The sequence below is a fragment of the Mycobacterium malmoense genome, assembly GCF_019645855.1.
GTDB classification, from domain to species: domain Bacteria; phylum Actinomycetota; class Actinomycetes; order Mycobacteriales; family Mycobacteriaceae; genus Mycobacterium; species Mycobacterium malmoense.
Genome location: NZ_CP080999.1, coordinates 1,172,981 through 1,187,457, shown reverse-complemented (window position 1 = coordinate 1,187,457; position 14,477 = coordinate 1,172,981). Strand labels below are relative to the sequence as shown.

Annotated in this window: 7 protein-coding genes and 2 pseudogenes; all 9 read right to left on the bottom strand. The window is 63.4% G+C overall.

Annotated elements, in window-relative coordinates:
* Positions 1 to 2: 2 nt before the first annotated feature.
* Positions 3 to 662: pseudogene (locus K3U93_RS24740) on the bottom strand (PGRS repeat-containing protein); the annotation flags it as partial.
* A gap of 1,653 nt (positions 663 to 2,315) precedes the next feature.
* A complete protein-coding gene (locus K3U93_RS05595; protein ID WP_220688587.1) occupies positions 2,316 to 3,350 on the bottom strand; it encodes an AAA family ATPase in 1,035 nt (344 codons plus the stop codon).
* Between the two features lie 14 nt (positions 3,351 to 3,364).
* Positions 3,365 to 4,549, bottom strand: a complete 1,185-nt coding sequence (locus tag K3U93_RS05590) for a hypothetical protein (protein ID WP_141772913.1) — start codon at positions 4,547 to 4,549, stop codon at positions 3,365 to 3,367.
* Positions 4,550 to 4,682: 133 nt separating this feature from the next.
* Positions 4,683 to 5,381 (bottom strand): annotated as a pseudogene (locus tag K3U93_RS25610) (PGRS repeat-containing protein); the annotation flags it as partial.
* 1,627 nt (positions 5,382 to 7,008) lie between these two features.
* Positions 7,009 to 8,109, bottom strand: coding sequence for an AAA family ATPase (locus K3U93_RS05580; RefSeq protein ID WP_083013038.1), 1,101 nt, complete (start codon positions 8,107 to 8,109; stop codon positions 7,009 to 7,011).
* Between the two features lie 223 nt (positions 8,110 to 8,332).
* On the bottom strand, positions 8,333 to 9,559 hold the full coding sequence (locus tag K3U93_RS05575; protein WP_071510884.1) for a hypothetical protein: 1,227 nt from the start codon (positions 9,557 to 9,559) through the stop codon (positions 8,333 to 8,335).
* Between the two features lie 144 nt (positions 9,560 to 9,703).
* Positions 9,704 to 10,864: a hypothetical protein gene (locus K3U93_RS05570; protein WP_176220102.1), complete on the bottom strand. Its 1,161-nt coding sequence runs from the start codon at positions 10,862 to 10,864 to the stop codon at positions 9,704 to 9,706.
* 1,091 nt (positions 10,865 to 11,955) lie between these two features.
* On the bottom strand, positions 11,956 to 12,951 hold the full coding sequence (locus K3U93_RS05565) for an AAA family ATPase (RefSeq protein ID WP_139797253.1): 996 nt from the start codon (positions 12,949 to 12,951) through the stop codon (positions 11,956 to 11,958).
* Between the two features lie 183 nt (positions 12,952 to 13,134).
* Entirely contained in the window at positions 13,135 to 14,424 is a 1,290-nt protein-coding gene (locus tag K3U93_RS05560; RefSeq protein ID WP_071512231.1) for a hypothetical protein, read from the bottom strand.
* Positions 14,425 to 14,477 lie beyond the last annotated feature (53 nt).

The window sequence follows — 14,477 nt, the reverse complement described above, 5'->3', positions numbered from 1 at the left end:
TATTAGCTGTTGGCGCCGGCCGTGCCTATCTGGCCGAGGAGGCCGGCGGCGCCGCCGGCGCCACCCACGGCTCGATATGAGGGGAAGAAAGGTACACCGCCAGCACCGATGTTGCCGCCGTTGCCGCCGTTGCCGGCTAGCAGCCCGCTGAAACCTCCGGCGCCACCGCTGCCGGCGTAGTAGCCGCTGCCGCCGAGACCACCTTTGCCCCCATTACCGACCAGTAGCCCGCCGAAACCACCGGCGCCACCGCGGCCGGCGTAGTAGCCGCCACCTCCGACACCACCTTTGCCCCCGTCACCGAAGAGGAGGCCACCGATGCCACCGGCGCCACCTGAACCGCCGACTGTGAATGAGCCGCCGGAGGCGCCACCGGCTCCGCCGGCTCCCCCATTACCCATCAGGACGCCGCCTGCGCCGCCGGCACCTCCGACAGAGCCGTTACCGCTGGTAGCGGCCAGACCGGCCCCACCTGCGCCGCCGTTGCCGATCAGCCCGGCGGCCCCGCCGGCAAACCCGGCCGGATGCGCGGCGGTGCCCGCCGCGCCGGCCCCGCCATCGCCGAACAGGAATCCGCCATCGGCCATGCTGCCGTTCCACCCGAACTGGCCGATCGGCGAGGTGTTGGGGCCCGTGAAGTTGTTGACGCCATTGCCGATCAGGTCGCGTCCGAATAAGTCGACGAACGGCGCATTGAGCGCTCCGTCTATCTGCTCACCTGTCGGGCTGGCGATCCACGACTCGCCGGCCGTGTGAATCGTGTTGTAGAAAGTGTCGAAGGCTCCGTAGATGAGGTTGTTCAGCGCAGCTCGAGGAGACTCCGCCGCGGCCGAGACCGCCGCACCGAGACCGCCGACGTTGAGGGCAGCAGCAGCACTGGCGTGCACGCCGTCGAGGGTGGTGCCTAGCGCGCCGGCATTGAAGGCGGCGGCACTCGCATTGATGCTGCTAGTAATGCCCCCAAGGGCGGCTGTGTGAAGGCCGTCGAAGGCGGCCGTGCCGGCACCAAGGCCATCAATGGCCGCCGTCGTGCCCGCAGTAACGCCCTCAAGAGCCGCGGTGCCCGCATTAATGCCTTCGAGGGCGGCCTGACTGGCAGCGGAGATTACGGGCTGGATGATGGGGTCGATGATCGCGTCGAGCACGCCGGCGCGGGCGGGAGGCGCGGTTGCCATTGGGCTCATCGCGGCGGTGAGAAAGGCGCCGGCTGCCGTACTGAGGCCGACCGCACGGCCACCACGGCGGGCCTTGGCGTGACGGCGATTTCGCCTCGTTGTGTGCTGTTTGCGTTTCATCTGCGAGCCTTCCTGTCATAGTCGATAAAACGATGCTTTGAGACACGGACCTGAAAAGGATTGAGCGCTAACGACATTCGAGGGCACCTTGGCCACACCGCGGCCGCGTTTGATTCGCTGGCCAACAAAGGCGAGTCGCTTTTCACCCCGGCGAATAGGCCCACCATGGTGGCGGCCGTGTCGTGAGTTAAATGGTGGACACGTTCATCTGGCGTAGTCGTGGGCCCCGTGACGGGCGGATGGGTGTGAGGCCATCGGATCGGGAGCCGGAGCAGCGGCGCTGGCTAACGCGGCTGCGGCGGTGATGTGCGGGCGGGCTGCGAGCTGCACGACCATCTCCTTTATGCGGTGAGTCGAAATCGGATGGTCAGAAGGTAGCTGAGAACCAGCTTAGTTTCGGCCGAGTTGGGGTGAGAGCGGTCAAGTTGGCTCGGCAAACATTGAGTCGCGCAAACTATATAAAGTAAAGGAGCCAATGCTTGAAGAGATTCAAGAAGGCCTGGAGTTAACCCCCCCCCCGAATTTTAGTTCAACACGCAACTACCCGGGAGCAACCCCTGACCCACATTTGCTCTACCCGTCCCACACAACCAGCAAACCCCCAGATAAAAACCTCCACCCGCCTCTGCCTCCACCCCATGTACACACCCGCCGCTTTCGATGCAACAGGCTTCACCATCCGCTGCCGGGCCCACCCCGACCAACACGCCTCCCGATTCACATCCCCGGTACAAAGTTTTCACCCCCGGCTTTCTCCCCACCCCCACGGTGACGCAGCTGCCATCAACGAAGCGTTACCTTCTCCCCCATGAGAACCCACACCTCCCAGCAAATGCCCATGCCGGGCGGACAACGATTGGCCCCTTCAACCGAAGGAGACCAATCGCCGTTCGCGGCGCGCATTCGCGACCACCACCGAACTCAGAGCCAAGTTAAGGAAGTTCGCGATCAACATGCCCCTCACCGAATTCAGAGCACCCGGGACTTCGGTGCTCCAGAATCAATGTCGATACACCAAATTTAGGGTGCTACGGCAGGGCGCGCTGCGGTGATCGCGCGTCCCATGTCCACGGCGCTGACGTTAAGCACGCACGGATCGGTGCACACAAGTTGCTCGAGATCGCGGGGGCTGGGCGCCAGCCTGCGCAATCGACGGGTCCGCGCACGCCGACACACCGCGATCACCTCACCGACATAACGGGCGTTGCCGGCCACATCCAGCAGCGTCCCAGGGCCATGCGGGATCGACCGCAACCGAATTGCTTCGGCACCCAGCAGATCCCACGCACTGTCCTCCACGACCAAATGCTCTCTGCCGGCGAGCTGGCGCCCAAGGGCGACGACTTCCTGCGGGGTATAGCTGGCGAAGGTCACGGTGACGGGAAATCGAGCGGCCAACCCAGCGTGAGCCGCCAAGAAGTCGCGCATCGGACGGGGGTAGCCGGCCAGGATGACCACAAGCCCGTTACGGTATGCCGCCATGCACGCCCGCAGCGTGGTGATCGCCTCCACACCCCAAGAGCCGCCGTCGATTTCGGGCACCAGCCGATAAGCCTCGTCGATCAACAACACCCCACCGCGCGCATCCTCGCACACATCCCTCATCCTGGCCGCGCTGCGCCAAAGGTCACCCCCGACGATGTCACCTGCGCTGACCACGATGACCTGCGGGCGTGTGAGCGTGCCCACCCCAAACAACACCTCACCCACCACCCGGGCGAACGCCGTTTTCGCCGTGCCCGGTGCACCCAGAAACACCATATGGTTTTCCGCACACGACCTCACCACACCGCCATACTCGACACGACACTGGTCGAGCTCAAGCGCGGTGCACCACACCGCGAACTGTTCTTTCGCCTCGACCACACCGACCAACTCATCGACACGCGCCCGCGCCCAATCAAGAACCTCCCGACACTCGGCAGCCAGAGCGGTACCCCCGCGTGCCTCCTCCATGCCGGTACCAGTGCCGACCGTGTCAGCGTCGGCGGTGAGGATCCGGCGACCAACCCGCCCAGCGCTGGCGTGGGTCTCATCTACGCTGGGCGGGTTCACGCCGCAGTAGGAACTCAGAACAGCGACGTCAGGACGTTGGCCGCGAGCGTCCCGAACTCAACCGGCAGCCGGCTGGCAAGGTCCGCCACGACCGACGGGGCTAGGCCGGACAGGTCGGCCGCGATCGACGGAGCCACACTGGCGATATCGACCGGAAAAACGCCGGCAGCCGACGCCGCAGCGGCGAAATCACCCACGCCAGCAACACTGGCCGCAGCCTCGCCGCCACCCGTCAGAGACGGCCAACCGTTGAGCAGCACGTGCAGGAACCCCTCGAGTGCGACCCGGAGACTCCCACCCTCCACGACATTCTGAGCATTGGGATTGGCGATTGCATCCGCCAAACCGGGAACCACGGCGTTCGCGATGGTATTAAGCAGGCCCTGGCCAGGGGTCAACAAGCCGTTAACAGGGTCGCCGGCGCCCGCTACAGATGCACCGTTGATGAGGGCGTTCGTCATTGCGCCTGGGAAATTGAGCAGGTTGGTTAGCACACCCAGCGGATCCCCCGCAGTCGCTGAATCATAAACAGCTTGAAGACTGTCACCGAACTGGTCCGCCGCGGCTTGGGGCAGGCCGAGAACACCGTAGAGCGCGATGTTTTGTACACCGACGTTCACCAAAGAGTAGTACCCGTTTGTGAGGTCCTGGAGCATCTGATAGGGGATTAAAAGAATCCCTTCGAGCGGCTCCACGTTGAAAATTGGCGCAAACCAGAAGGCTACATATATAGCTTGGCTCCACTCGGCGAAGTTGCGGGATGCGAAGTCAGCGGATATCTGTTGGAGTAACTCGGGAAAGCTATACGCTCCACCAGCCCCGGTGAAGTAACCGACGAGATTATCCGCAGCCTCGTGGTAGTGGTTGACGTAGTCCGTTGCGTACCACAGCCCGTTGGCCGCAAGCTGCTGGGTGACGGGAAACGGAACTGTACTCCACGACCCCGGCAACGTACTCCACGGTCCTTTGTATATTTCCTGCAGGTTGGTCAGTGCCGTGGGGAGGATGTCGATCCACGTCTGTAGGGGGTTGACGACGTCATCGGCTAGCGTGACCGCGCGGTGCTGGATAGTGACCGTGCTGCGCTGAAGATCAGATGCCACATTGTTGGAGACTGCCGGTGTCAGGGCGATCAGGCTGGCACCTACTGCCGCGGCACCCGCGGTGACCAGTGGCCGAAAAGCTGCGAGCTGTTGCATGTCCATCGTTCCTTTGCTCATGTCTGATAGTGCGGGAGAACCGTTAAACGGTGTGTGTGTGGCCGGGGCGCTGGAATCGCGCGACGGTGATCTGATCGGGGCAGTGCAGAAGGCCATTGCGCCGACTGGGGTATCAGCCGGTCGGTGTGCTGCCGGCTGCACCGATTTGGCCGAGGAGCCCGGCCAGGCCGCCGGCCCCGCCGGCCCCGGCGCCGCGACCGTAGTAGTAGCCGATGCCGCCGTTACCGCCGTTGCCGCCGTTACCGGCCAGCAGCCCGCTCACACCGCCAGCACCACCCCTACCGCCGTCACCGCCGTAACCGCCGACACCGATGCCGCCATTGCCGGCCTGACCGCCCACACCACCATTACCGACCAGCAAGCCACCATTCCCGCCGGCACCACCCTTGCCGCCAAAGCCGCCACCAGCACCGCCAAAGCTGCCGTTGCCCCCATTGCCCCCATTGCCGAACAGCAAGCCGCCGCCACCGCCGGCGCCGCCATACCCGCCCGTGCCGCCGCCGCTGGCGCCGCCGCCGACCCCACCCAGGCCGCCGTTGCCCATCAGCATGCCGCCCGCGCCGCCCGCCCCGCCGGCGCCGCCGCTGGTATTTCCGGTGGTAAATGTCGCGCCGCTTCCGCCCACACCGCCGTTGCCGATCAATCCGGCGGAGCCACCGGCAAAACCGGCGGTGTGAGCGGCGGTACCGGCCGCACCGGTGCCGCCATCACCGAACAAGAACCCGCCATCACCGAGATTGCCAAACCACCCGGTCTGACCAATCAACGAGGTGTTGGTGCCGGTAAAACCGTTAACGCCATTGCCGATCACATCGCGCCCCAACACGTCGACGAACGGCGCATTGACCGGCCCGTCCACGGCCTGACCAATCGGGCTGGCAATCCACGACTCACCTGCCGCATGAATACCGTTGTAGAAACCGTCGAATGCCCCGTAAATGAGTTGATTCAGCGCCGTCGTAGGGCCCGTACCAGAAGCAGCGGCGCCGAGGCCGCCGAGATCGACGGCGGCGGTACTGATATTGATCCCCTCCACGGCGGCCGCACCAGAATTGATGCTCTCGAAAGCCGCCGTGGGCAGCCCGCCGGCGCCCAGCGCGGCGATGCTGGCATTGATGCTGTTGGTAATGCCTTCCAGGGCAGCCGAATGAATACCTTCGAAGGCGGCTGCGCTCGCGCCAACACCGTCGAACGCGGCCGCACCCACACCCACGCCGTCGAGGGCGACCGTGCCCGCGTTAATGCCTTCTTGGGCAGCGGTGGTGGCCGCGGAGATTACGGGCTGGATGATGGGGTCGATGATCGCGTCGAGCACCCCGGCGCGTGCCGGAGGCGCGCCAACAACTGGAGCCATTGCGGCAGTGAAGAAAGCGCTAGCTGCCGTACCCAGGCCGATCACACGGCCACCCCGGCGTGCCTTGGCGTGACGGCGATTTCGCCTCGTTGTGTGCTGTTTGCGTTTCATCTGCGAGCCTTCCTGTCATAGTCGATAAAACGATGCTTTGAGACACGGACCTGAAAAGAATTGAGCGCTAACGACTTCCGCGAGACACCGTGCCGCGTTTGATTCGCTGGCCAACAAGGCGAGTCGCTTTCCACCCCGGCGGACAGGCCCACCATGGTGTTGGCCGTGTCGGTGAGTTAAACGGTGGACACGCTCATCTGGGGTAGTCGTGGGCCCCGTGACGGCCGGATGGGTGCTGGGTTATCGGATTGGGGGCCGGGGCAGCGGCGCTGGCTAACGCGGCTGCGGCGGTGATGTGCGGGCGGGCTGCGAGATCCACGACCATCTCCTTTAAGCGGTGAGTCGAAATCGGATGGTCAGAAAGTAGCTGAGAACCAGCTTAGTTTCGGCCGAGTTGAGGTGAGAGCGGTCAAGTTGGCGCGGCAAACATCGAAACGCGCAAACCATATAAAGTAAAGGAACCAATGCTTGCAGAGATTCAAGAAGGCCTGGAGTTAACCCCCCCCCCGAATTTTAATTCAACACGCAACTACCAGCAGCCGCACCCCAACACACATTTGCTCCACCCATCCCACACAACCAGCAAACCCCAGACAAGACCCCATGTACGCACCCACCGCTTTCGATACAACAGGCGTCACCACCCGCTACCGACCCACCCCGACCCAACACCCCTCCCCGATTCGTACCCCTCAACGCAAGATTTCGTCTCCAGCTTCCTGCCCAACCCCACCTCACCAATGACGCAGCTTGCCTCTGACTCGCAGTTCAACCACCTTCTCCCCCATAAGGACTCACACCCTCCCAGCAAATACCCATGCTGGGCATACTGCGATTGACGGTCACCGGCGCGCATCGGCAACCACCACCAGACTCAGAGCAACATGGGGAGGTTCGTGATCGACTTGCCTGTCACCGCATTCAGAGCACCCGGGATTTCGGTGCTTCCGGGATCAGTGTCGGTACACCGAATTTAGGGTGCCACGGCCGGGCGCGCTGCAGCGATCGCACGCTCCATATCCGCGGCGCTGACGTTAAGAACACAGGGGTCGGTGCGCACGAATTGCTCGAGATCGCGGGGGCTGGGCGCCATTCTGCGCAACCGGCGGGTCCGCGCACGCCGACACACCGCGATCACCTCACCGACATAACGGGCGTTGCCGGCCACATCCAGCAGCGTCCCGGGCCCATAGGGGATCGCCCGCAACCGAGCAGCTTCAGCACCCAACAGCTCCCACGCCGCGTCCTCCACGACCACATGCTCTCTGCCGGCCAGGCGGCGCCCAAGAGCGACGACTTCCTGCGGGGTATAGCTGGCGAAAGTCACGATGACGGGGAATCGAGCGGCCAACCCAGCATGGTCTGTCAAGAAGTCGCGCATCGGGCCGGGGCAGCCGGCCAGGATGACCACAAGCCCGTTACGGTATGCCGCCATGCACGCTCGCAGTGTGGTGATCGCCTCCACACCGAAACAGTGGTCTTCGGTGTCGGGGACCAGCCGATAAGCCTCGTCGATCAACAACACCCCACCGCGCGCGTCCTCGCACACATCCCTCATCCTGGCCGCGCCGCGCCAAAGGTCACCCCCGACGATGTCACCTGCGCTGACCACGGTGACCTGCGGGCGTGTGAGCGTGCCCACCCCGAACAACACCTCACCCACCACCCGAGCGAACGTCGTTTTCCCCGTACCCGGTGCACCTAGAAACACCATATGGTTTCCCGCACACGACCTCACCAGACCATGCTCGACACGACACTGGTCGATCTGAAATGCGGTGCACCACAACGCGAATCGTTCTTTCGCCTCGGCCACACCGACCAACTCATCGACACGCGCCCGCGCCCACTCCAGCACCTCCCGACACTCACCGGCCAGCCCGGCACTTGCGCACATACCACGACTGGTGTCGGTGCCCGCCTCCCCCATACCGGTACCAGAAGCGACCGTCCGGCATCCCGGCTCCTCAAGCACCGCGCGTGCCCGCACGATCAACCGGCCCTCAACACCGGCACCGCCCCCTACTTCATCGGCGGCTTCCTCCTCACCCCATTCCCGCCGACAGACAAACATCGGTGACCGCACACAGATCAGGCCACGCCGCGTGCGGCAACACACGCTGGCAGTGAGGAATTAGCGCCACAACACCACGTGGACGTCGCCCACCAAATCCGGATCATCGATGTACCCCCAACACCCGGCCGTAGCCGGCGGCGCCGATCGGGCCGCCGGCATACCCCACAGCAACAGCGAAAGGAGCCAATTGCCATTGCCTGACACCTGGCCTTGCTGAGACTCACAATGCAGACAAGATGTGCAGCGCGAGCGTCGAGAGATCGACCGACAGCGTCGTCGCCAACGACCCCGCCAGATTCGCCCCCAACGACGAACCCAACGACGAACCCAACGACGGACCCAACGACGCCGCGATATTGGTCACCATCGCCGGATCAAACGCCTTCAACGCATCTGCCGACAGACCGGGCAACCCACCCGACAAACCAGCCATGACACTGCTAGCTGCCGGTGCCAAAGCAGCGAAGTCACCCCCGCTGGTGACCGCGGCGGCCGCAGCACTGGGGATAGCCGCATAGGTTTGGATGACGTTGACCAGATTGTCGAAAACAGTCTGCGGGGTGGGGAAGCCGGTGGTCACCACGTTCGCCAAGTACCCCAACGCATACTCGAGGCTGCCGCCACTCATAATGTTCTGGGCGCCCGGGGCGACCATATCTTTGGCAAGCCCTTGCGGGGTCACGATGATGAAGTACTTGAGGAGGCCAGGGTTTCCATCGGCGATCAAGCCCGCGTTGTAGAGCCCGGTTTTTGTGTTGAGGGTTCCGTTGAGCACCGAGTTTGTCACCAGGGCGGGGATATCGATCGTGTTGATCACGGCGCCGAGCGGATCCCCGGCGGCGAGTGAATTGTAAACATTCTGAACGCCCACACCGATCGGGTCGAAAACCGTGGACATAAACCAGGTGGCAAAGTATCCAGGGACATTGCCCAGCCACGTTGTCGTCAGGTAGTCAGTCGCGTTCGCGATGTTCTGCGTAATCGGATTAAGGATCCGCGGAATCGTTTCGAGCGATTGAAGGACTCCTACGGCAAGATCCCCCCATATCGTTGACGTAAGCGCGGGAATCCCGGCGGCGAAGTTTCCCGCCTGAAGATCAGCCAGTCCGATCGCAACTTGCGGAACGAAATCTACAGGATTCTCGGGGGAGGTTCCGAGAAAGAAACTGACCGCGTCGTTTCCGGCCGCTTGGTACGGCGTCACATACTGGACTGCGTATTGCAAAAAGTTGGCGGCGATCTGTTGCGCATCCGCGAACGGGTACTGCTGAAATTGTGTGTACAGCGACGAGAGGTTGGTGCCCGCGGCCTGGAATGTGGTGATCCAGTCTTGGATGGGGTTGGCGACGTAGTCGGTGAGTTCGACCGCGCGTTGCTGCAGATCGGTCATGCTGTGTTGGATGTCGGCGGCCAGATCGTTGGAGACCGTGGGTGTGAGGGCGATCATGCCAGCGGATATTGTCGCGGCGGCCGCGGTGAGGAGGGGCCGGGGGCCTGCTAGCTGTTTCATGTGCGTTTACTTCCTTTGCTGTGGGTGGTTCTGGGTGTCCGTAGCCTGTGGCGTCTAGAGGCCGGAGGGTCTTATCGGCGGCTAGGGGGTCACGCTGCCCGGGGCGCCTGTTTGGCCGAGGAGCCCGGCGACGCCGCCGGGACGGACGTCGGCGGCCTTGCCAGCCCCACCGCCGGTGCCGCCGTTGCCGGCGAGCATCCCGCCCACCCCGGCGAAACCACCATGCGCGTTGACGCTTCCTACTGTCTCGCCGAAGCCACCGCTGCCCCCATTGCCGACCAGCCAGGCACCGTTACCGCCCTCACCGCCGTTACCGGCGGCGACAGTGCCGAGGCCGCCGACGGCGCCGTCGCCGCCGTTACCGAACAGGAACCCGCCCGCGCCGCCCTGGCCACCGATGCCGCCGAGGGTGCCGGTTGTGTTGCCACCGAGACCGCCGCCACCGCCGTTGCCCATCAGGATCCCGCCGGGACCGCCGGAACCGCCAGTGAGGGAGGCGCCCGCCAAACTGCTGCCGTTAAACGCGGCGCCGCCGTTGCCGCCGTTGCCGATCAGTCCGGCGGCCCCGCCGGCGAACCCGGCCGGGTGGGCGGCGGTGCCGGCCGCGCCGGTTCCGCCGTCGCCGAAGAGGAATCCGCCGTCGCTGAGGTTGCCGAAGAGGTTGGTTTGGCCGAGTAGCGAGGTGTTGGTGCCGGTGAAGTTGTTGACGCCGTTGCCGATCAGGTCGCGCCCGAACAAGGCCAGGAAGGGCGCGTTGATCAACCCGTCCAGTTGTTCACCGGTGGGGCTGGTGATCCAGCCCTGGCCGGCGGTGTAGATCGTGGTGTAGAAGTTGTCGAACGCGTTGTACACGAGGTTGTTCAGCTCAGCTCGAGGAGACTCCTCCGCGGCCGAGACCGCCGCACCGAGACCGCCGGCATTGAAGGCGGCAGCAGCATTGGCATACACACCATCGAGAGTGGTGCTCAGCATGCCGGCATTGAGGGCGGCGGCGCTGGCATTGATGCTGTTGGTAATGCCCTCCAGAGCGGCCGAATGAATGCCGGTGAACGCAGCCGCGCTCGCGCCAACACCGTCGAGGGCGACCGTGCCCGCACCGACACCGTCGAGGGCGACCGCGCCCGCATTAATGCCCTCTTGGGCAGCGGTGGTGGCCGCGGAGATGACCGGCTGGATGATCGGGTCAATGATCGCGTCGAGCACCCCGGCGCGCGCGGGAGGCGCGGTTGCTATCGGGCTCATCGCGGCAGTCAGAAAAGCACCGGCGGCCGTACCCAGGCCGATCACACGGCCACCACGGCGCGCCTTGGCGTGACGGCGATTCCGCCTCGTTGTGTGCTGTTTGCGTTTCATCTGCGAGCCTTCCTGTCATAGTCGATAAAACGATGCTTTGAGACATGGTCCTGAAAAGAATTGAGCGCTAACGACATTCGCGGGCATTGTGGCCGCGTTTGATTCGGTGGCCAGCAAGGCGAGTCGCTCTCCGCCCCGGCGAACAAGCCCACCATGGTGGCGGCTGGCGTCGGGACAGTTAAACGGTGGACACGCTCATCTGGCGTAGTTATCGGCCACGTGACGGCCGGGTAGGTGTGAGGCCATCGGATCGGGAGCCGGGGGCAGCGGCGCTGGCTAACGCGGCTGCGGGGGTGATGTGCGGGCGGGCTGCGAGCTGCACGACCATCTCCTTTGAACGGTGAGTCGAATTCGGATGGTCAGAAGGTAGCTGAGAACCAGCTTAGTTTCGGCCGAGTTGGGGTGAGAGCAGTCAAGTTGGCCCGGCAAACATCGAGTCACGCAAACTATACGAAATAAAGGAACCAATGCTTGCAGAGATTCAAGAAGGCCTAGAGTTAACCCCCCCCCCGAATTTTAGTTCAACACGCAACTACCAGCGGCCGCGCCCTGACACACATTTGCTCCACCCGTCCCGCACAACCAGCAAACCCCAAAAAACATCCACCTCGTCTCGCCCACACCGCCTGTACACACCCGCCACTCTCGATGCAACAGGCTCACCATCCGCCGGCCACCCCGACCAACACGCCTCCCGATTCACATCCCCCGGTACAAAGTTTTCACCCCGGCTTCCCACCCCACCCGCAGTGACGCAGCTGCCTCTGACTCGCAGTTCAACCACCTTCTCCCCCACGAGAACCCACACCTCCCAGCGAATACCCATGCCGGGCATACTGCGCTTGGCGATCACCGGCGCGCATTCGCGACCACCACCGGACTCAGAGCAACTTCAGGAGGTTCGTGATCAACATGCTTGTCACCGCATTCAGAGCACCCGGGATTTCGGCGCTCCCGGGATCAATGTCGGTACACCGAATTTAGGGCGCCACGGCAGGGCGCGCTGCAGCGATCGCACGTCCCATATCCGCGGCGCTGACGTTAAGCACGCACGGATCGGTGCACACAAGTTGCTCGAGATCGCGAGGGCTGGGCGCTAGCCTGCGCAATCGACGGGTCCGCGCACGCCGGCACACCGCGATCACCTCACCGACATAACGGGCGTTGCCGGCCACATCCAGCAGCGTCCCGGGGCCGTACGGGATCGACCGCAACCGGGTCGCTTCAGCACCCAACAGCTGCCAGGCGGTGTCCTCGACGACGAGGTGTTCCTTGACAGCGAAGCGGTGTCCGAGGGCAACGATTTCTTCGGGGGTGTAGCTGGCGAAAGCCAGCGTGACGGGAAATCGGGCGGCCAGCCCGGTGTGGGCTGTCAAGAAATCCTGCATCGGGCCGGGATAGCCGGCGAGGATGACGACGAGTTCGTCGCAATACTGCGCCATGCACGCCTGCAGTGTGATGATCGCATCCACACCACAACAACAGTGGTCCTCGGTGTCCGAGACGAGTCGGTGGGCCTGGTCGATAAACAACACCCCACCGCGCGCTTGTTCGCACACCTCCTTCATTTTGGCCGTGCTGCGCGCGGGGTCGCTCACAGTGATGTGGTGGGCGGCGACTTTGGTGACATCGGGGCGGGTAAGCGTGCCCACCCCGAACAACACCTCAGCGATGACCCGAGCGAACGTCCTTTTCGCCGTACCCGGCGCGCCCAGAAACACCATGTGATTTTCTGCGCTGGAGGTCACCGCGCCGCTGTGCTCGAGACGATGGTGGCTGGTTTGGAGTGCGGTGCGCCACATCGTGAAGTGTTCTTTGGCCTCGGTCAAACCGATCAATTCATCGATTCGTGCTTGCGCCCACTCAAGGACCTCCTGACACTCGGCGGCCAGCACGACGCCCCCGCGCGCATTGCGACCGCCCAACACCGCAGCGGCAGCTTCCTCCTCACCCAACTCCCCCCGGCGGACAGACATCAGTGACCCCACCCAATTTCAGGCCACACCGCGCGCGGTAACACCCGCTGGCAGTAAGGAATTAGCACCACAACACCACCTGGACATCGCCGACCACATCCAGATCATGTGAGTACCTCCGACACCGGGCCGCGTGCCGGCGACGTCGAATCACGCCACCGGCACACGCGCGAAGAAGAGGGCTTACAGCGCCGAGAGGATATGCAGTCCAAGCGTTGAGAGATCAACGGCCAGCGTGCCCGCCACCGATCCCAGACTTCCCACCACCGACGTACCCAGCGACCCCGCGACATCAGCCGCCAACGACGGACCCAACGACCCCGCGATATTGGTCACCGCCGCCGGATCAAAACCCTTCAACAGATCGGCCGACAAACCAGGCAGCTGTGCCGACAGGCCGCCGATAAGGCTGCCGCCATTCACCGCACCGGCCGAAGCTGCGGCAACATTTCCGACACCGCCATACGTATTCCACAGATTAACCAGGTAGTCGACAACAGTCTGCAAGGTTGGCCAACCGCTAATCAGTTGGCCGGACAATTGCTGGAAGGCGGTCGCAACGCTGCCACCCTCCGTGATGTTCTGGGCACCAGGAGCCACCATGTTCTCCGCAATAAGCCGTGGCACGTTGACCAACAGGTTTTGGAAAAAGCCGTTGGTAAGCCCACAGCTGCCGGGGCAGACCAGCCCGCCGCCCACTCCAGATAAATTTAGGAGACTATTCGTCATTTCGCCAGGTATATCAAGCAGGTTGGTCAACACCCCGAGCGGAGACCCGGCCACCCAAGAATCATAGGCACCTTGAAGACTGTCCCCCAAAGGGGCATCGATCGAGGTCGGCAATAGGACAAGGGAGCCGGAGATGGCGTCGAAACCGACGTTGGAGTGGGTGCTAAAAAATGCCGAAGTGGCATTCGCGAGATTTTGAGTAATGCCTTCAAGAATCTTCACTGGAATATTTTTGAGGTTCTCCACGTAATTCGCGACTGGAAAGTAATACAGCGCATCAACGAGTAAGGTTACCGCGCCATCGCTCGTGGGAGTAAGTGCGAATTGGCCAGCCCTGGCGGCAGTGATGCTGTCTTCGAGCAGCGGAACAAAATCACTACCGCGTGCTCCAAGATAGTAGCCAACCAGCCCGCCGGCAACGGATTGAAGGTTACTGATATCGATGTTCCCGTAGTCGAGCCAGTTTGCAGCCAGCTGTTGTGCGACCGGGAACGGAAGCTGACTGAACTCACCGAGAATCGTTTGTATGTTGGCACCCGCCGTCTGGAAGGTGTCGATCCAGGTTTGGATCGGGTTAACGACGTCATCGACCAGCTGTACCGCGCGCTGCTGGGCGGTGATCGCGCCGTGTTGGAGCGTGGCCGCGGCGTCATTGAAGACCGTCGGCGTCAGGGCGATCAGACTGGCACCTAGTGCCGCGGCGCTCGCGGTGACGAGGGGTCGGAGAGCTGTTAGCTGTTGCATGCGCTTAAATTCCTTTGCTGTGTGTGGTCTGGGTATTCGTGGGCGTGCAGAAG

Bases quoted from the DNA above. Each gene is read 5' to 3' on its own strand.
- K3U93_RS05590 (WP_141772913.1), bottom strand. From the start codon at position 4,549: ATGCAACAGCTCGCAGCTTTTCGGCCACTGGTCACCGCGGGTGCCGCG.
- K3U93_RS05580 (WP_083013038.1), bottom strand. From the start codon at position 8,109: ATGTTTGTCTGTCGGCGGGAATGGGGTGAGGAGGAAGCCGCCGATGAA.
- K3U93_RS05575 (WP_071510884.1), bottom strand. From the start codon at position 9,559: ATGATCGCCCTCACACCCACGGTCTCCAACGATCTGGCCGCCGACATC.
- K3U93_RS05570 (WP_176220102.1), bottom strand. From the start codon at position 10,864: ATGAGCCCGATAGCAACCGCGCCTCCCGCGCGCGCCGGGGTGCTCGAC.
- K3U93_RS05565 (WP_139797253.1), bottom strand. From the start codon at position 12,951: ATGTCTGTCCGCCGGGGGGAGTTGGGTGAGGAGGAAGCTGCCGCTGCG.
- K3U93_RS05560 (WP_071512231.1), bottom strand. From the start codon at position 14,424: ATGCAACAGCTAACAGCTCTCCGACCCCTCGTCACCGCGAGCGCCGCG.